Annotated in this window: 18 protein-coding genes; 6 read left to right on the top strand and 12 right to left on the bottom strand. The window is 60.2% G+C overall.

Going from position 1 to position 25,643, the window contains the following annotated elements:
* Positions 1 to 24: 24 nt before the first annotated feature.
* Positions 25 to 198 carry an SPOR domain-containing protein gene (locus HMPREF3098_RS11275; protein WP_141739669.1) on the top strand — a complete coding sequence of 58 codons (174 nt, stop codon included), beginning with the start codon at positions 25 to 27 and terminating at the stop codon, positions 196 to 198.
* A 9-nt stretch (positions 199 to 207) separates the two neighbouring features.
* Here HMPREF3098_RS11275 and panB read toward each other — a convergent pair whose 3' ends face one another.
* A complete protein-coding gene (gene panB, locus HMPREF3098_RS04505; protein WP_070434181.1) occupies positions 208 to 1,044 on the bottom strand; it encodes a 3-methyl-2-oxobutanoate hydroxymethyltransferase in 837 nt (278 codons plus the stop codon).
* Between the two features lie 59 nt (positions 1,045 to 1,103).
* On the opposite strand from panB, the gene HMPREF3098_RS04510 reads away from it, so the two are divergent.
* Genes HMPREF3098_RS04510 through HMPREF3098_RS04520 form a run of 3 tightly spaced genes read left to right on the top strand, consistent with a single transcriptional unit; the run spans position 1,104 to position 6,324 of the window.
* A complete protein-coding gene (locus HMPREF3098_RS04510; protein WP_070434163.1) occupies positions 1,104 to 2,441 on the top strand; it encodes a glutamine synthetase family protein in 1,338 nt (445 codons plus the stop codon).
* A 42-nt stretch (positions 2,442 to 2,483) separates the two neighbouring features.
* Positions 2,484 to 5,654, top strand: coding sequence for a bifunctional [glutamine synthetase] adenylyltransferase/[glutamine synthetase]-adenylyl-L-tyrosine phosphorylase (locus HMPREF3098_RS04515; RefSeq protein WP_070434164.1), 3,171 nt, complete (start codon positions 2,484 to 2,486; stop codon positions 5,652 to 5,654).
* A 34-nt stretch (positions 5,655 to 5,688) separates the two neighbouring features.
* Positions 5,689 to 6,324, top strand: coding sequence for a hypothetical protein (locus tag HMPREF3098_RS04520; RefSeq protein WP_083284093.1), 636 nt, complete (start codon positions 5,689 to 5,691; stop codon positions 6,322 to 6,324).
* A gap of 15 nt (positions 6,325 to 6,339) precedes the next feature.
* Here HMPREF3098_RS04520 and HMPREF3098_RS04525 read toward each other — a convergent pair whose 3' ends face one another.
* The 6 genes from HMPREF3098_RS04525 to HMPREF3098_RS04550 all read right to left on the bottom strand — a co-directional run bounded on the left by HMPREF3098_RS04525 (position 6,340) and on the right by HMPREF3098_RS04550 (position 14,017).
* Entirely contained in the window at positions 6,340 to 7,155 is an 816-nt protein-coding gene (locus HMPREF3098_RS04525; protein WP_070434166.1) for a sortase family protein, read from the bottom strand.
* A 51-nt stretch (positions 7,156 to 7,206) separates the two neighbouring features.
* Positions 7,207 to 8,442 (bottom strand): glycosyltransferase 87 family protein, encoded by a 1,236-nt coding sequence (locus HMPREF3098_RS04530; RefSeq protein WP_070434167.1) that lies wholly within the window; start codon positions 8,440 to 8,442, stop codon positions 7,207 to 7,209.
* Complete coding sequence (locus HMPREF3098_RS04535; protein ID WP_070434182.1) at positions 8,432 to 9,628, bottom strand: aminotransferase class I/II-fold pyridoxal phosphate-dependent enzyme; 1,197 nt, start codon at positions 9,626 to 9,628, stop codon at positions 8,432 to 8,434. Before HMPREF3098_RS04535 ends, HMPREF3098_RS04530 begins: the two co-directional genes overlap by 11 nt.
* 375 nt (positions 9,629 to 10,003) lie before the next feature.
* A complete protein-coding gene (bioB, locus tag HMPREF3098_RS04540; RefSeq protein ID WP_070434183.1) occupies positions 10,004 to 11,008 on the bottom strand; it encodes a biotin synthase BioB in 1,005 nt (334 codons plus the stop codon).
* A gap of 96 nt (positions 11,009 to 11,104) precedes the next feature.
* Complete coding sequence (locus HMPREF3098_RS04545) at positions 11,105 to 13,237, bottom strand: YhgE/Pip family protein (protein WP_070434168.1); 2,133 nt, start codon at positions 13,235 to 13,237, stop codon at positions 11,105 to 11,107.
* 3 nt (positions 13,238 to 13,240) lie between these two features.
* Complete coding sequence (locus HMPREF3098_RS04550; protein ID WP_070434169.1) at positions 13,241 to 14,017, bottom strand: ATP-binding cassette domain-containing protein; 777 nt, start codon at positions 14,015 to 14,017, stop codon at positions 13,241 to 13,243.
* A 253-nt stretch (positions 14,018 to 14,270) separates the two neighbouring features.
* Between HMPREF3098_RS04550 and thrC the strand changes: the two genes are divergently transcribed.
* Entirely contained in the window at positions 14,271 to 15,740 is a 1,470-nt protein-coding gene (thrC, locus tag HMPREF3098_RS04555) for a threonine synthase (RefSeq protein WP_070434170.1), read from the top strand.
* Positions 15,741 to 15,829: 89 nt separating this feature from the next.
* On the opposite strand, the gene HMPREF3098_RS04560 is transcribed toward thrC, so the two are convergent.
* Entirely contained in the window at positions 15,830 to 18,154 is a 2,325-nt protein-coding gene (locus HMPREF3098_RS04560) for a choice-of-anchor M domain-containing protein (RefSeq protein WP_070434171.1), read from the bottom strand.
* 96 nt (positions 18,155 to 18,250) lie between these two features.
* Positions 18,251 to 19,726 (bottom strand): MFS transporter, encoded by a 1,476-nt coding sequence (locus HMPREF3098_RS04565; protein WP_235700672.1) that lies wholly within the window; start codon positions 19,724 to 19,726, stop codon positions 18,251 to 18,253.
* 178 nt (positions 19,727 to 19,904) lie between these two features.
* Here HMPREF3098_RS04565 and HMPREF3098_RS04570 point away from each other — a divergent pair, with 178 nt between their 5' ends.
* Entirely contained in the window at positions 19,905 to 21,191 is a 1,287-nt protein-coding gene (locus tag HMPREF3098_RS04570) for an NRAMP family divalent metal transporter (protein ID WP_035113334.1), read from the top strand.
* Between the two features lie 173 nt (positions 21,192 to 21,364).
* Here HMPREF3098_RS04570 and HMPREF3098_RS04575 read toward each other — a convergent pair whose 3' ends face one another.
* The 3 genes from HMPREF3098_RS04575 to HMPREF3098_RS04585 are packed head-to-tail and all read right to left on the bottom strand — an operon-like array spanning position 21,365 to position 25,558.
* The gene (locus HMPREF3098_RS04575) at positions 21,365 to 23,164 is read right to left on the bottom strand and encodes an acetyl/propionyl/methylcrotonyl-CoA carboxylase subunit alpha (RefSeq protein WP_070434172.1); all 1,800 of its coding nucleotides are present in this window, start codon (positions 23,162 to 23,164) and stop codon (positions 21,365 to 21,367) included.
* 16 nt (positions 23,165 to 23,180) lie between these two features.
* Positions 23,181 to 24,803 (bottom strand): 5-oxoprolinase subunit B/C family protein, encoded by a 1,623-nt coding sequence (locus tag HMPREF3098_RS04580; protein ID WP_246815846.1) that lies wholly within the window; start codon positions 24,801 to 24,803, stop codon positions 23,181 to 23,183.
* Positions 24,800 to 25,558, bottom strand: coding sequence for a LamB/YcsF family protein (locus HMPREF3098_RS04585; protein WP_070434173.1), 759 nt, complete (start codon positions 25,556 to 25,558; stop codon positions 24,800 to 24,802). Before HMPREF3098_RS04585 ends, HMPREF3098_RS04580 begins: the two co-directional genes overlap by 4 nt.
* Positions 25,559 to 25,643: the final 85 nt, after the last annotated feature.

The raw sequence follows: 25,643 nt of genomic DNA on the forward strand, positions 1-25,643 counted from the left end.
CGTGTTGTGGTATCAACGGGAACCATGACTGATAAGTGGTACTACGATACAAAAACCGGTGAAGTTCTCCAAGGCAAGACCGATTCTTGGTCCAACCGCATGGGCCCCTACGACACCCAGGCGGAAGCCGCCGCTGCCCTTGAAACTGCGCGCAAGAACACCGCTGCGCAGGATGCTTACGACGAAGAGGACGACTAGTAGTCGGCCTTAGAAGCAGTGTTCCTCGGCCGGGAACGTCCCCTCGGCCACTTCGCGCTTGTATTCGCTGGCCGCGTGCGTGAGGTCCTGGCCCACCTGCGCCCACTGTTTCGCGAATTTCGGGCGGTGCCCATTGGCTGGCAGTGCAGCTAGGTCATGCCACACGAGGACCTGGCCATCGCAGTCTGGGCCAGCGCCGATACCGATGGTTGGAATTGGGCACTCGTCAGTGATGTCCTTGGCGACATCCGCGGGCACCATTTCCATGACCACCATGTCGGCGCCGGCTTTGACGACGGCCTTCATGTCTTCCATCAGAGCTTGGGCGCCAGCCCCACGGCCTTGTACCTTGAAACCACTCAGTTGGTTGACTGACTGTGGGGTGAAACCGATGTGCGCGCACACCGGAATGCCCGCTTGCGTAATGGCTTCAATACGGCTGGCCATGCGTACCCCACCTTCGAGTTTCACAGCATGGGCACCTGAGCGGTGCATCATCTCGGCCGCGCTCTTTACTGCTTGTTCGTCCGAGGCCTCGTACGTTCCGAATGGCAGGTCGGCAACCACAAATGCATTACCAGAACCTCGCACGACTGCTGCTGCGAGGTAGCACATCTCGTCCATGCTGACACTCTGTGTAGCCCCGTACCCATAAACCACATTGGCGGCCGAGTCACCAACGAGTAAGAGCTCGATGCCGGCGTCGACAAAAGAAACGGTGGTGGAATAGTCATAGGCCGTCAGCATGGCGAATTTCTTGCCCTCGGCCTTGTAACGGTGGAAGTCGGAAATACGCAGTTGCTTGGTGGGGACCAAGTAACCGTTCGAACGTTCAAGGTTAGCCATGCCTGCAGATTGTGCCATAGCCACCGGCATTGTCCGATCAGTGCCCTACAATGGGCTGCATGAATCGCCAACAGGAATATGTCCTCAGCACGCTGGAAGAACGCGACATTCGTTTCGTTCGATTGTGGTTCACCGACATTCAGGGTTACCTCAAGTCTGTGGCGGTGGTTCCGGCGGAGCTCGAGGGGGCGTTTGAAGAGGGAATCGGGTTCGACGGGTCAGCGATCGAGGGATTCTCTCGCATCGCCGAATCGGATAACATCGCTCGCCCCGACCCATCCACCTTCCAAATCATGCCGTTTCCGGACTCGCCGGAGGGGCAGTTGTCCGCCCGCATGTTCTGCGACATCGTCATGCCAGATGGGCAACCGTCGTGGGCCGACCCCCGCCAGGTGCTGCGGCGCCAAATGAAGAAGGCCGCCGACCAGGGCTTTACCTGCTACGTTCACCCAGAAATTGAGTTTTTCCTGTTGAAGCAGAACTCAACCACCGAACATCCCGTGCCCGCGGACATGGGGGGATACTTCGACCAAGCTGTGTCTCAGGAAGCACCGGGGTTCCGCTCGCAGGCCATGAGTACCTTGGAGCGCATGGGGATCTCCGTGGAATTCTCCCACCACGAAACCGCGCCCGGCCAGCAGGAGATCGACCTGCGGTATGCCGATGCTCTGTCCATGGCCGATAACGTGATGACCTTCCGGTACCTCATCAAGCAGGTTGCGCGTCGCAACGGAGTGCGGGCAACTTTCATGCCCAAGCCCTTCGCCGAGTACGCCGGGTCCGCCATGCACACGCACATGTCCCTATTCGAGGGCGAAGAAAACGCGTTCCATGATCCCGATGATGAATTGCGCCTGTCCACCACCGCCAAATCTTTTATCGCGGGCATTTTGCATCACGCTTCGGAGCTCAGCGCGGTGACTAACCAGTGGGTCAACAGCTACAAGCGCATTACCTCGGGCGACGAGGCCCCGCGCGCTGCAGCGTGGGGCGCGTCCAACCGCTCGGCGCTCATCCGCCTGCCGATGTATACGCAGAACAAGGCGGCCTCTCGTCGGGTGGAAATCCGCAGCCCAGATAGCGCGTGCAACCCGTATTTGGTGTACACAGTGTTGCTGGCCGCGGGGCTTAAGGGGATCAAGGAGGGGTACGAGCTCCCCAACCCTGCGGAAGAGGACGTCTCGCACATGACGCGCCGGGAGCGCATCGCCGCCGGGTACGCCGATCTGCCCAGTGACCTCAACCAGGCACTCCGTGAAATGGAGCGTTCGGAATTGGTGGCCGATGCTCTGGGCGAGCACGTCTTCGAATTCTTCCTGCGCAATAAGTGGCGCGAATGGCACGAGTACCAATCCCAAATCACCCCATGGGAGCTAGAGCACAATCTGCCCTTTTAAGCCCCACCCACGTTTGGTCCGTTAGAGGAGTTGACCCCAGCAATGCATCGCCCGAAAACCTCACGCTCCGACGTTCCCTCTGCGCGTCAATTGGGCTTGAACCATCCCCGTGCCGCCGAGGACCTGGCGGAACTCGGGTGGGATCACCCAGACAAAACACCGCTGCTGTGGGGCCTAGCCACTGCGGGCGATCCGGACTTGGCGTTGAACAACGTGATCCGGTTGGTTCACGCGCTCAACGAGGCCGAGGAAGAAGGTGCAGACCTCTCGTGGCACCCACCGGCCTGTACCGGCGGGGGTGTGGCGCAGATGCCGCAGGCGCATTCTATTACCGACGCCACCACGGCCTCCCTCATGACCGCCCTGGAGGGGGACCAGGTTTTCCGCAGTCGACTGCTGGGACTGTTCGGCGCTTCCACTATGTTGGGTGACCACATTGTGGCCCACCCAACGACATGGCCTGAGCTGGCCCTCGAGATGCCTTCGGGTGACGACATGATGGAGATTATGTTGCGTTCGGTGGAAGCTCTGCCGGTGGACAGCGGGGCGTCGGAAAGAAAAAGGGTATACCGCTCTGGGCTGCAAGGGGCTGAGGCTGATAAGGCCATGCGGCAGGCCTACCGCAGTTTGTTGGCGCGGGTGGCAGCCATAGATTGTGCGGGGACGTTTGTGCTGCGCACCACGCGGGGTTCGGATGAGGAGAAACTTCCGTTCGAGCGCTTGGGGAGAGCGCTGGCGGATGCGGCCGATGCAGCATTGACCGCGGCACTGGCTGTAGCGTGTAGCTCAGTCTACGGTGGGCCCGATGACGAGGAGCCCCAGCCACCCGCAGATCTGGCGGTTATCGCGATGGGTAAGTGCGGGGCACAGGAGCTGAATTATATTTCCGACGTAGACGTGGTGTTTGTTGCGGAACCCGCCGATGCCCGGGCAACGCGCTGGGCGGGAGAGTTCGTCAACATCGGCACGCGCGTGTTTTTTGAGGTGGATGCCGCTTTGCGCCCTGAGGGAAAACAGGGGGCGTTGGTCCGTACGCTGGATTCGCACCTCACGTACTACGACCGATGGGCGAAAACGTGGGAGTTCCAAGCCTTGCTGAAGGCTCGACCCATGACTGGCGATTTGGAACTGGGGCAGAAGTACATCGAGGGGATCGCTCCGAAGGTGTGGGCTTCGTCTGAGCGCGAAGACTTTGTCCCCGATGTACAGGCGATGCGCCGGCGAGTCATCGACAATGTGCCAGAAGATATTCGCAACCGGGAGTTAAAACTGGGACCCGGGGGGCTGCGCGACGTGGAGTTTGCGGTTCAGCTGTTGCAATTAGTTCACGGCCGCACCGATGAATCACTGCGCGTGCGTTCTACCGTGCGGGCGCTACATGCCTTGATCCAAGCCGGTTATATTGGTCGTGAAGATGGGGCCAACCTCATAGAGAATTACGAGTTCATGCGGTTGCTGGAGCACCGCTTACAGTTGCAGCGCCTCAAGCGCACGCACACGCTGCCGGCGGAAGATGATGTGAAGCCGTTGCGGTGGCTCGCTAGGGCTGCTGGATTTCGGGCAGACGCCACAGATAATGCAGTGGGGGTACTCCAAGCAGAGGTCAAGCGCACCTCCAAGCAGATTCAGCAATTACATGCGAAGCTGTTCTACCGACCGCTTCTGTCCTCCGTGGTGGCGATGAGCGCCGATGCGGTGCGCCTCAGCCCGGATGCGGCCAAACGGCAGCTGGCATTTTTGGGTTATGCGTACCCAGACCGCGCGTTTGAGCACCTCACGGCCTTGGCTAGCGGCAGTACCCGCAAGCACAAGTTGCAGGCGATTATTTTGCCCACGCTGCTGGAATGGCTCGGGGGCACCGTTGATCCCGATTCGGGCTTATTGAACTACCGCAAACTCAGTGAGAAGGCGGAGGACCGCAGTTGGTTCCTGCGCTTGCTGCGTGATGAGAACATCGTGGGCAAACGACTGATGTACATCTTGGGGACCTCGCCTTATGCGGCGGAATTGTTGTTGAACTCTCTCGATTCCATCAAGTTGCTGTCCGATGGTGCTAGCGGTCCAAAATTCTTGGCGCAGGAACCCGAGGTTGTGACCAATTCGCTCGTGGCTGCGGTCGCCCGGCAGCGCGATCCCGAGCGTGCAATTGGTATCGCCCGCAGCTTACGGCGCGCGGAGTTGGCACGTGTGGCTAGCGCCGACCTGCTGGGATTCATGGACGTGGAGCAGGTGTGCCGCTCGCTGTCTCTGGTATGGGACGCGGTGCTGGAGGCCTCATTGGCTGCTGAAATCCGCTGGTGGGCCGATGAACACGCGCAGAACCCGCCGGCGAGAATTTCCGTCATTGGAATGGGCCGGTTGGGCGGTGCAGAACTGGGATACGGCTCCGATGCCGATGTGATGTTTGTGACCGAGCCAGAAGACGGTGTGGAGGACAACGAAGCCGTGAAGTGGGCGACCATGATTTGTGAGTCGGTGCGGGCCCGGTTGGGCAAACCTTCCCAAGATCCCCCGTTGGAAGTAGATATTGACTTGCGACCAGAGGGAAAACAAGGCGCGGTCGTTCGCACGATGGAATCCTATCGGCGCTATTACTCCGAATGGGGCGAGGTATGGGAAATGCAGGCCTTGTTGCGGGCCACGTGGATCGCGGGCGATAAGGACTTGGGCATTAAGTTCCTGCGCATGATCGATGAGTTCCGTTATCCCGACGGTGGCGCGGATCGGCAGACGGTGGCGGAAGTTCGTCGGATGAAAGCTCGCGTGGATTCCGAGCGCCTACCGCGCGGTGCGGACCGCAATACGCACACGAAGCTGGGCCGGGGTGCGTTGACCGATGTGGAGTGGACCGTTCAGTTGCTGCAAATGGAACACGGATACAAATCCCGCCTGTTGCACAACACCTCCACATTGGAATCCCTCCGCGAATTGGCGGCCATGGAATTCATCAGTGAGGCCGATGCGCTCACCTTGCGCGAAGCGTGGATCTGTGCCACCAACGCGCGCAATGCGATCGTCTTAGTACGTGGTAAGCGCAAGGACCAGCTACCCGGTCCCAGTGAAGGCCTTCGGCACGTGGCGGCCGCCGCTCATTGGGCGCCGGAGCAAGCCCAGGAGTTCCTGGATGATTACCTCAAGAAAACCCGTAAGTCTCGTCGCGTGGTGGACCGGGTCTTCTGGGGTGAGGACGTGGGGCTGGAGTTCGCGGACTAGCGCCACGAGCCGGGGTTAGGGTATGCTAACCCGCATGCACGTTCCCCACACCGTCACGGATTACCGCGATGTCCAACCGATGGTCGAATCGACCACAGACATGGTCGCGGCTGCGCTACAGCGCTCTCCGGTGTGGGAACGTATGCGCACGGCGAGTCTGCCACTGCACGCCCGTGCGGCTTATTTGGAACAGCACTGGGAAGGGCTCAAAGTTCTTAACGACGCCCTCGAGACCGCCGGCTGCGCCACTCAACTGGCGTGTGCGCTCCGCGACTACGCCGATGCCTTGGGAACTGCGCTGGACCGCGCGCATGCCACGGCCAAGTGGCGCGAGCACCACGTGACCATGCCCAGCATGCTGGAGTTTCGTCGGCGCGTGGCGCAGTTGGTGGAGGCTCGCAACGCCGTGGGTATTGCCGCCCATGCGGTTGTTCGCCTCGCCGCAGCGGGGGCGTGCCCGATGCACGGTCACCCGCACATCTCACCGTGCCCCGCGGTGACCGTGGTGGCGACGGAAGAAGATGAGGAAGCGTTTGCCGAGGAGCTATCGGCTGCCACGCTCATGGTTCTCGCCCACGGTTCGGATGTATGCCGGAGCTATCCCGTGGATCACGACCGGGATGCTTCCTGCGCGCTGACTGCGGCGAAGATTCGCAATGCCCTGCGCTAAGAGTCGGCTTTGTGATCAGGCCAGCGTGCCCTCAACGATCACGTTGTAACCCAAGTCCTGTACACCCGAGACTGCGCATGCGATGAGGATGATCCGCCCCGGTCGATGCTGCGCCATCACATCGGGATCCACGATTGCCTCATTCTTATCGACCAGCCAACTGTTTGTCACCCGCCATGTGCGGGCATGTCCGCTGTGATCCCGCATGGTGATGCGTGAGCCATTCAGTGTTCCTGTGGCGTACCGTTTTACCGGTTTATTGTCCGTGCCATTGATCATCCGTGGTGGCTTGTTCAGGTCGACGGCCGCTGTGACGGTTTCACTGATGGGATTGAATACTAGGGGTGCGGAACCCCACGCGTGCCCCAGGACGTAGACGGTTCCTTGCCGAGCGCGTTGCGGGGACACTCCCAAGCCATCGACCCAGCGGACCATTGTGGCTTGGGGGCCGGCGGGATTGAGAGGAAGCTGGTATGGCATCACGTCGTACGTCGCACCATGAATAGCAGCAGGCCCGGTCATGCTGAAAGCACCGGCTCCATGTGGAGCAGCACCAGCATTATTGGTGGCCTGTGCGGAGCGGGTCCGGTTCTTTTGATCTTTCTTAGCGTTGTCCCGGTCGCTTTCGCCTTTGTCCTGTTTGTGGTGTTTTTCCTTAGTCGTCGTCGACCGGTCTTTTTCGCTTTCCGTTGTGGTCGGCCCAGTGCTGGCCTGCATATCGGGCTGCCGTAGGGAGGTGGAAAAAATCATTGCCGCGGTGAACAGTGCAATCAGCAGCACTGTGAGCAACACAGTGAACTTTCGACGTGATGTGGGTAGTGGTTGTGGCATGACCCTTATCTTAAAAGAATCCGAGTAAAGGCCAAGAGTTTTCGAGCAGGTCTAGGGTGCTGGCGTTGTAGTGGGGGAGCGTGAGGCGTCGGTAAAAAATAGCCAACCGACGGCTCCGGCCACGCCCAACAGCACAACATTGCGGGCCACCAAGATCAGCGCAGCAAGCGGCGAGGGGCCCTCGGTGAGCTGCGTGTAGGTAGCGGGGTACACCAGCAGAGTAAGGAACGTCGCTACCAAAAGCAGTACCGAAACGCGCCATACCGCCCGCGTGTAATGGGTCGCTAGCAACACCGCGACCAATGGGCCCAGCCAGATGAGGTATTGCGGGGACAACACTTTGTTGCCCACGATGAGAAGCATGATGAGAACGGCGCTGAGCCGCAACACATATGCGCCGGACCAGTCATCTTTAAGAAACCGCCAGCCAGCGAAACCGATGGCTACAAGCAGGACCATGACGGTCAGGGCGTTGGCGATAGCTATGCCAACTTCTACACCGGGGCCGGAGATCTCATAGGACTTGCTGGCGGCGTACTCAATCTGCCAAGTCGACGGGCGCAGCGCGGCGGCCAAGATGAATGGGGTGGCGGCCAAGGATTCGATCTGCAGGCCACGTACGTCCTGGTAGGACAGGGGAGAGGTCAATCGCGCAGGGCCGGACAGCACGACCGTGACCAGGCCCAATGTCACCAAGGACAGCGCGAACCAGATTAAGCGCACCCACGTGCCGCGGGATTTCCAGTGACCCACGAATGTCGCGGCCAGCACACCTGGCCAGAGTTTCGACATGGTGGCGAGTCCCAACAGGAATGCCGCCACCCGCGGGCGCGTGGCGCACCACAGGGCGGCCACGGCCACCAGCACACCGGGGACGAGGTCTAGGCGGGTAAGAATCACCGGATAGGCAGCGCACGTGAATAACAACCAGAAGGTCGCGGGCCAGTGCTCGCGCCCCTCCGGGCGGGGATGGTGCTGGGATAACTGCAGGATAAGGTAGGTGAACAGTCCAGAGACTAGGGCCATCGTCGCCACGAACGCCACCCGGAAGAATGCCGGGTCGTCCGGAGTGAGGACATCGACGATGCGCAACGGCCACGTGCCGGCGTCGGGGTATTCCTGCAGCGCGGCTGGGCCCCCTTTGAAGTAAATGTCCCGGTGTAGATACTGCCAAGGGTGCAGACCCTTGTAGTAGTACGTGACATCTTCCGAGGTCTTGCCCCGTAGGGCCAGCACGGCAATGATCGCGTGGACCAAGCCCCAGGCTGCCCAAAACTTAGCTTTCATTCTTTGCTCCCAGCCAGTCGCACAGTCGGGTCATCGCCTCGTGCAGGGTATCCGGGGCTTTGCAGAACGTCCAGCGCACCAGCGTTTCCGTGGCGCGCTGACCGGCTTCTGTATGGGTGAAAGCGCTGATGGGGATGGCGGCGACTCCCGCCAGTTCCGGCAGAGCCTTGCACCAGGATTCCGCGTTGTGATGCCCATTCGTTTTATCAGCGCGAATCAGGGGTGCGATATCGCTGACCAGGAAGTATGTGCCCTGTGCGCGGTAGACGTCCATGCCTAGTTCGCGCAGGTTCTGTGCGAGCTCGTCGCGGCGTTCGCGCAGTGCGCTACACCAGGAATCCGACCACTCGTCGGCGTTGTTGAGTGCCCATGTGATGGCAGGTTGGAACGGGGTGGCGCCGGTGAACGTGAGGTATTGCTTGATCGCCTCTAATTGTGCGATCAAGTGAGCCGGTCCCATCGCCCAGCCGATTTTCCAGCCGGTGACGTTAAATAGCTTGCCGGCACTGGTCACGCTCACCGTGCGTTCCCGCATCCCAGGCAGAGTTGCCAGAGGAATGTGTGCGGCGGCTTGGTCGGGAGAATCCGAGGTATCTGGATCGGGGAAGACGAGCCGTTCGTAGACCTCATCAGTAAGCACGATGAGGTCGTGCTGGATCGCCAAGTCTGCAATGAACTGCAGATCACTGCTACTCGCCACATACCCGGTGGGGTTGTGCGGAGTGTTCAGAATTAGCATCCGCGTTCGTTGGGTGACGGCGCCGGCAATGGCCTCCCTGTCCAGCTCCCAATCCCGGCTGGATTCCACCTTGCGCAGCGGAACTGCGCGCATCTCCGCCCCGGCTAAGGCAATGGCCGCTGGGTAGGAATCGTATGCCGGTTCGAGGACGATGACTTCATTGCCTGGGGAGGTGAGAGCCAAGATGGTGGAGGCCAGCGCTTCAGTGGCGCCCACCGTGATTGCGATGTCCGTTTCCGGATCTAGCTGATGACCGTAGCGCTTCGCGCGGTCAACCGCGATGGCTTCCCGCAAGCTGGCCATGCCCCGGGCTGGGCCGTATTGGTTGCACGTGTTTGCGCCGATGATGCCGTCGGCAGCGATGCGGCGCATCTCTTCCGGCCCATCTTCATCGGGCGCCCCTTGCCCTAAATTGATGGCGTTGTGCTGGGCGGCCAGCGCGCCCATTACTGTGAAGATCGAGGTGGCCGGGGCGGCGTGGTCCTCCTGCGGGTTTTCCAGCGGATCCTCGAGAAGAGCTTTTTCACGGTCACGCTGCGCGGCCGCGTAGATATCGTCTGCGGTGAACTCGCCATGCCGTGAGCATTCCGCACTCCAACCCATGGGGCTTACTTGGACTTTCATACGACGACCGCACAATCCGCAGTACCGCGGGGGCTCCAAGCCCGCCAGCGCGCCTCGCGAGGGTGCAGGCAGGGCACCGCGGCGGGGGGACAGCGTGGCGTCGAGGGATGAAAGAGGCTGGCCGGAGTGCATGTCAAAGGCCAGTGGCTCGCCTAAGAGTACGGCCTGGGCAAGGGAGTTGGGCGCAGATTCCATGAGCTACAGAGTAGCGTTGAGCGCCTTGATGGGAAGCTGCAGCTTGCCCAACATGTCGATGTCCTGTTCTGCGGGGCGGCCCAGGGTGGTGAGGTAGTTGCCCACGATGACCGCGTTGATGCCGCCGAGCATGCCTTTTTCTGCACCGAAATCGCCCAAGGTCAGCTCGCGACCACCGGCAAAGCGCAGGATGGTTTTGGGCAGCGCCAAACGGAACGCGCCGATGGTGCGGAATGCATCGTTGACGGGCATGGGTTCGATGTTGGCGAAGGGGGTGCCGGGGCGGGGATCGAAGAAATTGAGGGGGACCTCGGTGGGATCCAGTTCCTGCAGATCCATGGCGAACTCTGCGCGCTGCTCGAGCGATTCGCCCATGCCCACGATGCCGCCACAGCACACTTCCATGCCCGCATCGCGAACCATGGTCAGTGTGCTGATGCGCTCTTCCCAGGTGTGGGTGGTCACCACTTCGGGGAAGTAGCTGCGGGAGGTTTCCAAGTTGTGGTTGTAGCGGTGTACACCGGCTGCGGCCAAGCGATCGACCTGTTCCTGGGTGAGGATCCCGACGGAGGCTGCCACATTGATATCAACTTCGCGCTGAATCGCGTCTACCGCCTTTTCCAGCTGCTGCATGAGGTCCTCGGTGGGGCCCTTAACGGCGGCGACGATGCAGAATTCCGTCGCACCCGTCTTCTGGGTCTGCTTCGCAGCCTCGATCAGTTGGGCTATATCCAGCTGTACATTGCGGACGGGGGATTCGAACAGACCAGACTGAGCGCAGAAGTGGCAGTCTTCGGGGCAGCCGCCGGTCTTGAGGCTGATGATGCCTTCGACTTCCACGTCTTCGCCACACCAGGCTAGGCGTACTTCGTGAGCAAGGGCCAGCAGTTCATCGATGTGCTCGTCTTCGAGCTTGAGAACCTCGAGGGTCTCATCGAAGTTCAACCCGATGCCCTGGTCTAGTACTTTGTCCCGCGCGATGGAAAGAATTTCTGGGGTGGTGGTCACAGCGAACACGTCCTCTCGCTAGTTAAACACTGTTCAATATGTTGCTTTTCACCACGATAGCAGTTGCTTCCCGTGCGCAGGCCGGCACCGTGCACATTAAGCCGGCAGAGGTGGATGCAGGCGCTTCATCGTCCACGTGCGCTGCCTGCGCGCACTAATCGTGGTGAGCAACAGGGCACCCAAGCCAATGAACGTCAGCAGCACAATGGCAGTAATCAATCGCTCATCGTAGAAGCCATATGTGATCTGCCGGAAGCCGTTGACCGCATACGTCATCGGGTTGAACGGGTGGATCCACTGGTAGAACTTGTCCTGCGTTTCCACGGGGTATAAGCCGCCGGAGGAGACCATCTGCAGCATGAGGAAGGCTAGCGCCAGTACCTTGCCTGGCCCGGATCCGAAGATGGCGATGAACATCTGGTTGATTGCCATGTAGACGGCCGAGACCAACATCGCGAACCCGAAAAGACCCAGAAGGTTATCCGGCTTCAGGCCCACTGCCCAAACCGTGACCGCCACCATAATCAGCGCTTGGCCCATACCGATGAGGAACGCTGGCAAGTATCCGGCCAAGGTGGCTCGCCATGCGTGCACGCCCGAGTTCACAGTGCGTGCCTGCAGCGGGCGCAGCGTGACGAACACAATGATGCCACCGATGTACAGCGCCAAGCTGAAGAAGAATGGTGCCAAACCGCCACCGAAGGTTTGCTGCCCCGAGTCGTTGAAGCTATCGAGCTCTACGGGGCCACCGATCGTGGAGGCAGCCTGCATCCGCCGGCCCGAATCCCACTTGGGCACCTGTTGGGAGCCCTCGGTGAGTTTGTCGTGAAGTTGGTTGGCTCCATCGTCTAGCTTCTTGGTGCCATCGACAGCCTGGGAGGTTCCGTCTTTCAATCGATTAGCACCGTCCAGTAGCTTCACGTTGCCGTCATCGAGTTCCCTGATGCCGTCGCGCAGCTTCACGGAACCGTCGTGGGCAGTGCCTAGGTTGTCGCGCAGCTTGATTGCACCGTCGTTGATCTGGTCCACGCCGTTTTTCAGCTGGGTGAACTGCGCCGGCAGGCCGGCAATTTTATTGACGCCACTGCGCACGGGGGCGTTGGGATTATTGAGCTGGTAGTTCGCGTTGGCGCTACCATCCGCCAGTTCATCGATTTTGTTCTTAACCACCGACTGCGGTCCCAAGCCCTGGGTTTCCAGACCACGGGCCACATTGTCCAGTTGAACCGCGGCTTGCGTGGCCGCAGGAATATTCAGCGCACGCAAATCCTGGGCCTGTTTACGCAGGTTGCGAGCTTGTGCTGCTTGGTTTTGCGATGCTTTGGAGGCCTCGGCACGCAGGGTTTGCGCGTGCCCATCGAGGACCTTCACATCCGTGCCGAGGGTATCGGTGGCCTGCGCTAGCTTGTCGAGGTTGCCCTTTTGGGCGTCGATCTGCTTGCTGGCCTCACCCACTCGAGAGGCCAGTTGGCCGGTGCCATCGGTGAGTTGCCGTGATCCGTCGGAGAGTTTGCTGAGGCCGTCTTCCAGTTGCACGCTGCCATCTCGCAGCTTGGAGGATCCGTCTTTCGCCTTGCCCAAACCGTCTTGCAGCTGGCCGGCACCATCGTTGAGCTTCTGGGAACCATCCTTGAGCTGTCCGGCACCGTTGGCTAGCTGTCCTGCGCCAATGGCAGCGCGCTCAAGGCCACTTCCGGCATCCATTACGCCCACCAAAACCTTGTCCACAGCCTGCGCACTGATCTTGTCACTCACCACGTTGAGTACCTCGCGCATGACGTTTTGGCCGATGACCGTGGAAAGGTATCCGTTGGCATCGTTATAAGTGCTGATGAGGTGAGCTTTTTCCGGGTTTGCACTCGTGGGGGAACCGACTGCTTGGCTGAAGTTCTCCGGCAGTTCGAGGGAGAAGTAGTACTTGCCGTTGGCCACGCCCTTCTGTGCGTCCTCGGCATCGGTGACGATCCAGTGGATCCGGTCGTTATCTTCCAGTCCCTGCATCACTTGGTCTCCGGCACGGAGTTCTTTGCCTTGGACCTTTGTGCCTTTGTCGCTATTGACGAGCGCCACGGGCACCTGGTCGATCTTGTTGAAAGGGTCCCAAAAAGCCGCAAGGTACAGTGCGGAGTACAGCAGCGGCATCAGGCATAGGAAAATCACGGCGACGCGCGTGAGTCGGTTACGTTTGAGACGGAGGAATTCCGAATTCAGTTTCAATCCCGCGAGCATGGATTATTCCTTTCTTTCCGACGCCGCCACGCTGCTACCGTTCGCGTCATGGTCGGGGGAGTGGTGATCGGTGGAGGGGAGGCCGGTGTGCGTGGGAGTGAAGTGGCCAGCATTTGTGTTGAGTTCGATGACGGCCCGGGGATGAACGCAGTCGTCGATGGGATTGACGGAGTTGACGACGACGGTCATGTGCTGGGACAGGTCTTCCAACCTGCGCAGTAGGAAAATGCGATCGGCGAAGCGGTGAACTTGCTCCAAGTCGTCCATGATAAGCATGTCGATCTCGTGGCCGTGTGCTGGTTTGAGGGCGAGGGCTACGCGGAGTAGCAACTTGTCCAGGGCGGGTAACTGCGAGATGTAGCTGTCGAGTGGCGGTAGATCGCGTTCGCCGTAGAGGTCCTGACAGTAGTATCGCAGGTCTTCTTCAGTGGCGCGACGGAAGAATTGCCACCATGGGCGCTCCCATGAGCGATTCTCATTGAGGACATCGCGAACCGTCACGGAACGTTCTAGCAGATCGATCTGCTCGATTCCGGCCACGGCAACGCGCTTTTGGATACGTGCGCGTTTTGTTTCGCCTACAACGGTGAGTTCACCGCCGGTGGGCTTCATTCGACCGGCGAGGACGAGGGCTAGTGCTGTGCGCCCCGATCCGCCCGCGCCGGTCAGATTGGTCAGTCCCCCTGCGGGGATGGTGCAGTTAAGTGGTCCAAAAACCCGGCCTTCATCACCGATGAGGGAGAGGTCTTGGGCAACTACTGCGGGGGTCTCTTCGATCATCGTGGACCTTCCGTGTGGGAATGCGAGGGACTGCTGGCCCCGCCCCACAGCAAAGTAGTTATAAAAATGTCGTAAATTTGATCTGCAATAAGGGTACGCCTTCGCGATGCGTGGGTCGAATCCGGAGTGTCGTTCCTTGCGGGCCTACGTCGGATGCAATTGGAGAATACATTGCCCACCTAACAATGTGGTGTTGCAACATTTCCGCGGGTCACGGCCTATGAAAATGAAGCACCAATTAATATGAACAACCGTGGACTTCATTTCAACGCGCGATGCAGCTAGAACCCCGGTAGCGTTCACCGACATCCTTTTGTCAGGTTTGGCGCCAGATGGTGGTTTGTACCTTCCAGCGGAATACCCGCAATTGACCGATGAGATACTCACGCAGTGGCGAGAATTACTGCAGGCGGGGAACACCACGGAGCGGACCTCTTACGCTGCCTTGGCAGCGGAGATTCTCAAACTCTTCGTCGACGATATTCCCCCACAAGATCTGGAGGCCATTGCCGCGCGTGCGTACACCACGGACAAGTTCTCCTCCGCGGATATCGTACCCTTGACCACCCTAGAAGACGGAATCCTGCTGGGTCACCTGTCCGAAGGGCCTACCGCCGCATTTAAAGACATGGCTATGCAGTTGCTGGGCGAGCTGTTCGAATACGAGCTGGCACGCCGCGGGGAGACCCTCAATATTTTAGGTGCGACCAGTGGTGATACCGGAAGCTCCGCGGAGTACGCCATGCGCGGTCGCGATGGCATCCGCGTATTCATGCTCACCCCTGCCGGTCGCATGACACCATTTCAGCAAGCCCAGATGTTCAGCCTGGATGACCCGAATATCTTCAACATCGCCCTCGATGGAGTTTTCGACGACTGCCAAGACATCGTCAAGGAAGTCAGCTCGGATGCTAATTTCAAGCGCGACAATCGCATTGGAGCGGTGAACTCCATCAACTGGGCGCGCCTCATGGCGCAGATTGTGTACTACGTGGCCTGCTGGCTGCGCGCGACGGACTCCAATGATCAGAAGGTCAGCTTCTCCGTACCCACTGGCAATTTCGGAGACATCTGTGCAGGTCACATCGCCCGCCAAATGGGGCTGCCCATTGATCGCCTGATCGTCGCCACCAATGAAAACGACGTGCTGGACGAGTTCTTCCGTACGGGTGATTACACGGTCCGGTCGGCGGCACAAACGCACGCCACATCAAGTCCGTCGATGGATATCAGCCGGGCGTCGAACTTTGAAAGGTTCATCTTCGACCTGCTGGGACGAGATGCCAAGCGCACCGCCGACCTGTTCGGGGTACAGGTTAAACAGGGTGGCTTTAGCTTGGCCCAAGATCCGGTGTTCGCAGCCGCCGCGGAGCGTTATGGCTTCCTTTCTGCTTCCTCGACGCACGCCGATCGGGTGGCTTGTATTGCCGACGCCGCCACGCGGTTGAAGACGTTTATCGATCCGCACACCGCCGATGGTGTGAACGCTGCGCGTGCCGTCCGTGACCAGGTGGATACTCCCATCGTGGTGTTGGAGACAGCGCTGCCCGTGAAATTCTCCGAGACGATCGTGGAGGCCACAGGAAAGGAACCGCAGGTACCCGCGCGTTTCGCAGACATCATGAACGGCGGACGGCATGTGAAGGATTTGCCGAATGATGCCACCGTGGTGAAACAGTACATCCTCGATTCCATCGCCCAGACTAAAGAAATCGAGAACTAACTGGGGAGTTCCCAGTCGGTTCTCGATTGGTCGATCGGTTTAGTCGGTCGGTGGGGTTCAGCTGTGTAACAGAACCGGCGTGGATCCCACTAGCGGATGAACTTGGAAATCATCGGCCACAGCGCCAAGCCAAGACCGCCGAGGGCACCGAGGGCGATCAACACCCAGCCCCAGGACGGAACCTGGCTGGAACCGCTGGGCTGTGCCGGTGGCTTGGGGTTGTTGGGGTTACCGTTGCCACCGTTGTCGCCGTTGTTGCCGTTATCAGCTGAGCCCTTCGTTCCCTTGACATCAAAGGTGATGAACTCCCACGGCGTGGGCTGAGACAGCTCGGCTGGTGAGCCGGACTTTGGTACCGCGCGTACCTTGACGGTGTACTTCCCCGGAGCGGTGAACACCCAGTTGATGTGGGAGTGACCTGGATCGGGGTACGTGAAGGTCTTGGTGTTGTCTGCGATGAAGTGCGGGGTTCTGTCTAAGCTGCTGGTCTTGAAGGCAAACCACTGTGCACCGGCAGGGCTCGTGCCAGGGGCAATTTCGAAGTCCACTCCCTTGGGGAACGTGGAACGATCGAGGTGCTCGGTCGAGAAACCGGGCCACACCAAATACTTGTTCTGGCTTTCTGGCAGCAACCAGTATTGCTCGCCGGGTTTACCCAGGAAATCCCACGCGGAACCCTCCGTGGCCTTGCCCTTGCGCACCTTTCGAGCTTGCTCCCGGACCTCCAAGGTCACGGCCTTGGGGTCGCGCACCACGGAGGTGGTGGAGTGTTGACGAGTGTCATCGCCAATGGTTACTCGCAGTCCGTCTTTGGTGAGCGCTGGGGCAATGTCCACGTGGCCCTGCGACAGGGTGACGGGGGTTTTGTTCGGAACCGCTGCGGAATCCTCCGCCTTGGGCTCTTCGGCCGGGGCTGATGGGGCCGCGGATTGTGCGTTGCCCAGTTGGGCGGTGCCGTTGAGTGCGTATGGGGCGTTAGCCTTAGAATCCACCTTCACGGTTGTTGCACCTGGCTTCACCCAGGATTGTGGCACAACAGTTAAGCGCCACTCTAGGTCTTTACCTGCGCAATCGGCATCGTATTCACCCGTGCGGTCGGCCGGGGTGGAAACGAAATCCACTTCACAGCTCGGCGCGTGGGAACCGGGACGGTACAATCCGCCCACAACGTGCAGCGATAGGGAATCATCCTTTGGTTTAACCGTCAGGGAATCGAACTCGTCAAATGCGGATCCCTGCTTGTTGGAGATGTGCACATCATTGGATGTGGGCCGGTAGTCGTTGCGCGCCAGGGTAGGGCTGGCTGGACGGGTTGGGGCTGTGGGGAAGGTGCCAGCCTTGGTCGTTTCACCCGTGGTTGCAGCACCCATTGCGTCGTAGCTTAGAGGCGCGGACACCCAGGGTTTGCTTACGGATTGTGCGCTGGGGACGTACACAACTTGGTAGCTGGATGTGCCTGCTCCCAGCATTTCCTCCCATTCCGCCATACCGGCCTTGACCGGTACTTCCGCCAAGTAGTGACCGTCGATGTAGAACACGGCAGTCCCGTTATCGCCAGCATTTCCGGTGGCGAACGTCAACGTGCTCATGTGCTCACGCTGGGCCGGGGCGATGGAGAGCTTCGCACCGGTGGCGGTCTGAGAGCCGTGGGAGGCAGCGGCGTCGAAAGCCTTCTTGACATCCCCGATGTTCTTAGATGATGGTTTGGTGCCACCGACCTGCCACGTTACCGTTTGCGCAGGGCTTTGGATTAGCTTGCCGTCTTTACCTCGGGCCGACGCCGACATTTTCATCACGTACCGACCTGGCTTGGTGAACGTGGTGTCATTGTGGCTGTGGTCACCCGCGGTTAACCAGATGGAGCGGTTGGCCTTGCGCACGCTGCTGAGAAGGTTCGCCACGGGGAAGCCTTCGCCGCCACGGGAGAACGTCATATCACCGGGACCTTGGAAATCCACCAAGTCCAGCTGGAAGCTACCATCGCGGAACCGCTCTACCGGGATGTTCGTATCTGCACCAAAACCTTGCCACAGCATGTTCTTCAGATCGGCTGGGACAGCCTGAGCCCAGAACAAAGGTTGTCCGGGCTTGCCCAGAATCTCTTCACCGGGTTCATCGGTCACGAGGCGAATGAACTGCTGTTGTTCGGACTTGTTCCTGCCGCGCTGTAGGTAGTAGTGCGGCAGCCAAGATACGGTCTCATCCACCGGAGAAGTATCACCGTAGCTGGACTTCAGGGTGAAGTTGTTCTGACCCTTATCCCAGAATGCCTTTGGGGAATCAACGTGGCCCTCGGACATGACGATTTTCTGGTCATCGGGGCCCGCAACGGCGGTGAGATGCTGGCCCGCAGGTGTGGACAGTGCGATCGCGACGGCTAGCACGCGACGCGGCCAGCGAGAGCTATGAGGCATTAATCAATCTCCTTATCGATAATTGTTATCGAATGCAAGATTAAGGGAAACTGGCGATTAAATGACAACTCATTTCAATAACGGGGGTAAGTGGGGTTAGTTGGGGTGACTGCGACGCTGTCGTAGATCGATACCACCAACCACAAACGCAGCTAGGCACACCGCCATGATCGCGCCATAACCCGCAGCAATACCTGCAGCTGGGGGGTTAGAAGCCATCACTGCGAAGGTGATTGCGGTGACCACCGTCAAGCCCACGGAGGTACCGATGCGCTGGCCAGTTTGCAATACCGCCCCAGACGAGCCGGCATAGGAGAGCGGAACATCGGCCAACGTAAGTGTCTGGTTAGGACTAATAACAGCACCTTGTCCCGCGCCAACGAGGGTCAAAGAGAGCACCAAGAACCATTCGGAGATGCCCCAGCGATCGACAGCCAAGACGATGCCGATGGTTAGCCCGAGCCCAATCAACACCATCACCATGCCAGCCATGACGATGGGCCGGCCCTTTGTAGTGACGTGTTTGCCGGCCCAGTTCGCCGAAAATGCGCTGGATATTGCGGCTGGAATGCCCACGACGCTGGCTACGAGTGCGGAGTGGCCTAGGACGTTCTGGAAATAAAGTGCCAACAGCACCCAGATGCTGGTGATTCCTGCAAACCAAAGGGCTGCCAGCAAGGCGCCATTGCGGAAGCTGGTGTGTGTGAAGATATCCAGATTCACCATGGGAGAATGCCCGGCATTTTCAACTCGACGTTCCCACTTCACCCACGCCAAAACCAAAATTATACCAATGGGCAGCAGGACCCAGACTGCGGGCGAAACTGCTGATTCTGCAAAAGGAATAAGCACTGCCAAAACGGCCGCACCCAAAAGTAGTGCACCCAGGGGGTCAAAAGATTTAATAGTGCGCCTCAGGCCGATGGGGTTGCCTGTGTGTGGATCGCGCACCCTAGCCAGCAGAGGGCGGGGGAACCACCGCAACCCTAGGATCACCGCGAGGATTCCGAAAGGTAGATTAACAAGGAATGTTAGGCGCCAGCCCAAGTCGGGGCCGCCCAGTTTGATGAGCAAACCACCCAGGACGGGGCCGACGGCCACGGCAATTCCCACGGTGGACCCGAAATAACCAAAAGCCCGGCCGCGCTCCTTGCCTTGGAAATACTGCTGAATCATGCCCACACCCTGCGGGTTGAGAAGGCCGGCCCCCACGCCTTGGGCGAATCGTGCAGCGTTCAGGGCGTCGGCATGGGGAGCAAAACCGGCGGCCATGGAACACGTGGTGTACACGATGATGCCCACCAAGAACATGCCCCCGCGCCCGAGTAAATCACCGGCGCGCCCCGCGGCGACCAGAACCACGCCAAAGGTCAACGCATAACCCGAAAGCACCCACTGGATCGCCGAGTTGTCGGCGCTCAAACCGGCCTTGATTGATGGTAAAGCCACGTTGACAATGGACACACTGATCAACGACATAAAGATCGCCGCGAGTACCACACTGAGGATCTTCCAACGATCTGGGTCTTGACCTACGGGGTATGTGGGGGTGTTCGCCTCGGACGTTTTCATCATTCCAGTATGGGCAGGTCCGAATAAGGTTTCAACTCAACTGGACTGCCCTTTCACCGAAAGATCAAGGCGCCGCGAAGGTCCGCGTCAAACTGCGTTGTGCTTGCGGATATTCAGCGTTTAGTATTAACCGAACATTTTTGAAGGCCTCACCTTTCTCTCACAGTAGGAGGAGAATATGGAGAATAACAGTTCTCCGGCGCGCCCCGTGTCCAACGACTCGCACCAGGTCGACGGGCAGGCAACCACCGCTGAGCAGACCCCCACTGCCAATGTGAAGGCGGCGGCGGGCCGCGCTTCCATCCTGGGCGCTATGTTCCTCATGGCTACCAGCGCGATCGGTCCGGGCTTTTTGACCCAGACATCCGTCTTCACCGTGAAGATGGGCGCTGCGTTCGCCTTCGCGATCGTGTTGTCGATCATTGTGGACATCGCCATTCAGCTGAACGTGTGGCGCGTATTGGCCGTGTCCGGCAAGCGCGCAAACGAACTGGGTAATACCGTTGTCCCATACCTCGGCTGGTTCCTCGGCGCGTTGGTTTTCATCGGAGGCCTCGTATTCAACATTGGTAACATCGCCGGTGCGGGCTTGGGCATGAATGCCATGTTCGGCATCGATGCCAAAATCGGTGGCTTGATTTCCGCCGTCATTGCCATTTTGATTTTCTCGTCCAAGAAAGCCGGAATGGCTCTTGACCGCTTGGTTGTTCTGCTGGGCGCTGTCATGATTCTGCTGATGCTGTACGTGGCAATCACTGCGCACCCGCCGGTCGGTGAGGCCCTTAAGCAGTCCGTCATGCCGGAAAAGGTCGACTTTTTGGTTATCACCACCCTCATTGGTGGCACCGTGGGCGGTTACATCACCTTCGCCGGCGCGCACCGCATGATTGATAGTGGACATGTGGGGCCAGAAGCCGTCAAGGACATCACTCGTGCTTCCGTCCTGGGCATCGTCATTACCGGTATCCTCCGCGTACTGCTGTTCCTAGCCATCCTGGGCGTGGTTGCAACCGGTGTAACCCTGGCCCAGCAGAACACAGCCGCGGATGCGTTCCGCCACGCAGCCGGTGACATCGGCTTACGTGCGTTTGGTGTGGTCCTGTGGTCTGCCGCTCTGACCTCCGTCATTGGTGCGGCTTATACCTCCATCACATTCGTGACCAAGCAAACCACCAACGTGAAGTACCGCAATATCGCCACTGCCGTATTCATCTTGGTGTGTACGGTTATCTACTTGGTGCTCAACCAGACTCCGCAGGGCCTGTTGGTTTTCGCTGGCGCGTTCAACGGACTGATCCTGCCGGTCGGTTTCGCCCTTGTACTGTGGGTTGCTGCGAAGCGCAAGGACTTGCTGCACGGGTATCAGTACCCTAAGTGGCTGCTGGTCATCGGTGCAGCGGCATGGTTGCTGACCATCTTCATGGGCGTGAAGTCCCTCACCGGCCTGTCGGCACTGTGGGGTTAGCCTTTGTATTGGGCTAGCCTCCTAGTCTGTGCGCTAGGTGCTGGAAGCACGCATTTTTAATTCTTTATCATTCGACGCCCCACTGGGATCCTTGAGCTAGGGAATCCGTGGGGCGTCGGTGTGTGTGGCACAGGTGTGTGAGGGACAGGTGTGTGGCACAGGTGCGTGAGGGATTAGTCCTCGATCACGGCCAGCACTGTTCCGCGGTCTACCTTCTCGCCAGCTTGGACCTTGATGCTTACGCGACCGGTGGAGTTGGCGGTAATCGTGGATTCCATCTTCATCGCTTCGATGACGGCGATTGCGTCGCCCTTCTCCACGAAAGAGCCGTCGATGACTTTCCACGCCACCACGGAACCGGCGTAAGGGGAGGTCACTCCGCCTGCGACGTCTCCAGAGTCCCCTGTGGACCCCGGGGAACCGGCCGCGCCAGCACCAGCGGCGCCACCGGCACCCGCGGCGCCCGCGCTACCAGCCCCGCCCAGCAGGCCAATTGGAATGCCGATGCGGTGCAGTTCGCCGTCGATTTCCACCACGAGGGTCTGGCGCTCAGTGTAGGTGTCTTCGATGTCCACGCCGTGGCCCAAGGTGATGCCGGTGCCTGGCTTGTATTCCTTGTCCACCCAGTCGGTGTATACACCCAGCTGGCCGTCTGCGGCGGTCAGTGCTGGGTTACCAATCATATCGCGGTGGAATGGGATGACAGTGCGCACTCCGGCGATGTCAAACTCCGCCAGCGCACTGGCGGCGCGGCGCAGTGCGATTTCGCGGGTTGGGCCCCACACGATCAGCTTAGCCAGCAGGGAATCGTAGAAACCGGGGATCTCCGATCCGGAGCGTACACCGGAATCCACGCGTACGCCGGGGCCGGTGGGGGCCTCGAACTTGGTGACTACACCGGGGCTGGGGACGAATCCGTGAGCTACGTCTTCGGCGTTGATGCGGAACTCGAAAGCGTGACCGCTGGACTGCGGATCGCCCTGGAAAGACAGCGGCAGGCCAGCGGCGATGCGGAACTGTTCGGCAATGATGTCCACGCTGGTCACAGCTTCCGTGACGGGGTGCTCCACCTGCACGCGGGTGTTGACCTCGAGGAAGGACACGGTGCCGTCCTCGGACACGATGAATTCAACCGTGCCGGCGCCACGGTACCCAGCGGTGCGGCAGATGCGACGGGCGCCTTCGACGATGGAGGAACGCTGGGTCTCGGTGAGGAATGGCGCCGGAGCTTCCTCGATTAGCTTTTGGAAACGGCGCTGGGTGGAGCAGTCGCGGGTGCCGATCACGGCGACGTTGCCGTGATCGTCGGCCAAGACCTGCGCTTCCACGTGGCGGGGGCGCATGAGGAACTTCTCCACGTAGCACTCGGGGCGCCCGAAGGCCTCTTTAGCCTCGCGACCCGCAGAGACGAAGGCATCCTCGATGTCTTCCATGCGTTCCACGACTTTCAGGCCGCGGCCGCCGCCACCGAATGCTGCCTTGATGGCGATGGGCATGCCGTGTTCTTCGGCGAACTCGCGCGCCTCTTGCCAGTCGTGGATGGGGTGGGAAGTACCGGGCGCTAGAGGTGCGCCGGCTTCGGTGGCCAGCTTGCGAGCGGAGACCTTGTCACCCAGCTGATCGATGGAATCTGGGGTGGGGCCAATCCACGTCAGGCCGGCAGCTTCCACGTCGCGCGCGAAGCTGGAGTTCTCCGAGAGAAAACCGTAGCCAGGATGCACGCAATCGGCACCTGCGCGGGCTGCGATGTCCAGCAGGGCGGGCACGTTCATGTAGGTCTCGGCAGAGGTGTTGCCGGGCAGGGCGTAGGCCTCGTCGGCGACGAGGGTGTGCAGCGCGCCGGCGTCGGCCTCAGAGTAAACGGCGATGGAGCGAATGCCCAGATCCCGAGCTACACGGGCGATGCGCACGGCGATTTCGCCACGGTTGGCAATCAGAACGCTGTGCAGGTTGAGGGTTGAATCGTTGGTCATGGTGAAAGTGTTGTCCTTATCCTTGCAGCGGCTGGAGGGTATCTGGGTCAACGGCGATGAAATTAATCAGGGCCTCGGGCGGAAGTTGGGCGAGAATGTCGAGGTCTTCGTGCACAACTGTGGCGATGACTGGGTAACCACCGGTGACCGCGTGATCGCGTAGGAACACCACTGGTAGGCCATTGGTCGGCACCTGGATGCTGCCCGCGACGATGCCTTCACTGGGCAGCTCGCCGGTGGTGGTTCGCTCGATGGGCACACCGTCGAGGCGCAGTCCAATGCGGTTCGACGCCGCCGTGACCACCCATTGTTGCGCTTCCAGTGGGGCCACGCCGTCGGCGAACCAGCTGTCCCGAGGGCCGGGAACCACGCGGATATCCACGCGGTGCTTGCGGTTGACCAGCAGCGGGTTTAACCGGGAGTTATCCACGAACGTGGTTGGCGCGAATTGGCTGCGCAATACGCGACCGGCCTGCAGCGGTTGCGGGCCTAATCCCGACAATAGGTCGGCGGAGGCAGAACCCAGGGTGAGTGGCTCGATAACGCCGCCACGAATCGCTAGGTAGGACCGCATGCCGACTGTGGCGGGTTGTACCTCGAGGGTTTTGCCCGCCGGTAGCATTACGGGCATGGCTAGGGGGATGGGGCGGTTACCGATGCGGGCCGGGGCTTCGGCACCCGTGAGGGCAACCACGGAATCGGCCAGGGCGGTGATCTGCATGCCACCGATGTTTTCCAGCACGGCAGCCGTGGCTTCGTTACCCACGGCGGCATTGGCTGCGCGGGCCGAGGCCTCATCGGCGGCGCCGGACGTGGTCACGCCCAGCCCGCCGTTGCCGGCGCGACCGAGGTCCTGAATTAACGTCTGCATACCGGCCTCGTCCACGCGTAGCATTGGCCGAGATCGTGGCAGGTCAGTGGCTCCTGCCTCGGCTTGCTCGGGGCGCTCTTCGAGGGTCTCCACGGCACGGTAATGCACGCGATCGCCGGGGGCGATGAGTGCTGGATTGTCCTTCGCGCTATCCCACATCGGATCGGTTGTGGTGCCGATGAGCTGCCAGCCACCGGGGGACTGGCGTGGGTACACTGCGCTGAACTCCCCAGCTAATCCAACCGCACCCGCGGGCACCGAGGTGCGCGGGGTGGCTTTACGCGGCATGTCCAACGTCTGGGGGGAACCGTCTTCTGGCACGCAGTAGGTGAACCCCGGAGCGAATCCGCCGAACGCACCTACGAAGGTGGTGGAGGTGTGCCAGTCGATGAGTTCGTCGACGGTCATGCCTGCGGCCTCGGCGGCCTCCTGTAGATCCTCGCCGTCATAGCACACGTTGATCGTGATGTCGCGTGGCGTGGCCTGAGTGGCGCTGGCGGGCGAAAAGTTCGCCAGCTTGGTCGCGGCATCTTTGGCTGAGCGTGGCGAATCCAAGACCACCAACACGGTGCGAGCTGCGGCGATGCAGTCGATTTGGCCGTGTAGCGGGGATGCCACGAGCGCCGAGTGCCACGCCATGACGGTGGTGAGGTCCGGCACGTCAACGAGGATTGCACGGGTACCCACGCGGTGAATTACGGGTTCTGTGGTTCCAGGTGTGGTGGCCTTCGTTGTTTGGCCTTGCTGTGTCACTTCTTCTTGGTTCATAGAACGCTCTTAAACTCGACGCCCTCCGCTGCCAGCTGCTCGCGCACTGCGCGGGTCATCTGTAGTGCGCCGGGGGAATCACCGTGGACACACACGGATTCGGCGTCTACCTGCACGGTAGAACCGTCCGTGGCGGTGATAGCACCCGATTGGGCGATCTGGCGAACTTGATCGACAACCTGGTCTACGCTGTGCAGCACCGCGTTCGGCTCCCGCCGGGATACCAAGGTTCCGTCGGGGTTGTATGCGCGGTCGGCGAATGCCTCGCGGATCACGCGCAGGCCGGCGGCCTGCGCCTTGTCGATGGCCACGCCACCGGGGAGCAGCATCACGGCCAGGTCAGTGGAGAACGCCTTGATTCCATCGATGACGGCTTGGGCTTGAATCTCGTGGTGAACGATCGTGTTGTACAGCGCGCCGTGGGGCTTGACGTACCGCACGGTGGCCCCATGAGCGCGTGCTAGGGCATCGAGCGCGCCAATTTGGTACAGCACCTCATCTGCGAGCTCGCCGGGGGCATAATCCATGAAGCGACGACCGAAGCCCGCGGAGTCGCGGTAGCCCACGTGGGCTCCCACGGTCACGCCCGCGGTGGCCGCAGCTTTAACGGTCTTGGCGATATCGTGCGGATCACCAGCGTGGAAGCCGCAAGCGACATTCGCGCTGGTAATCAGCTCAATCATGGCAGCATCATCCGCGACGGGGTTACCCGCGGTGGTTTCGCCGAGGTCCGCATTGAAGTCAATGGTGGTCATCAACGCCTCTCGTTGGGGTTCGGTGGCATATATGTTCCAGATTTTACCGAAATCCCATGCGGGCCCCCGAATGGCGGCGGCACTC

Source organism: Corynebacterium sp. HMSC28B08 (assembly GCF_001806865.1).
GTDB classification, from domain to species: Bacteria; Actinomycetota; Actinomycetes; order Mycobacteriales; family Mycobacteriaceae; genus Corynebacterium; species Corynebacterium auriscanis.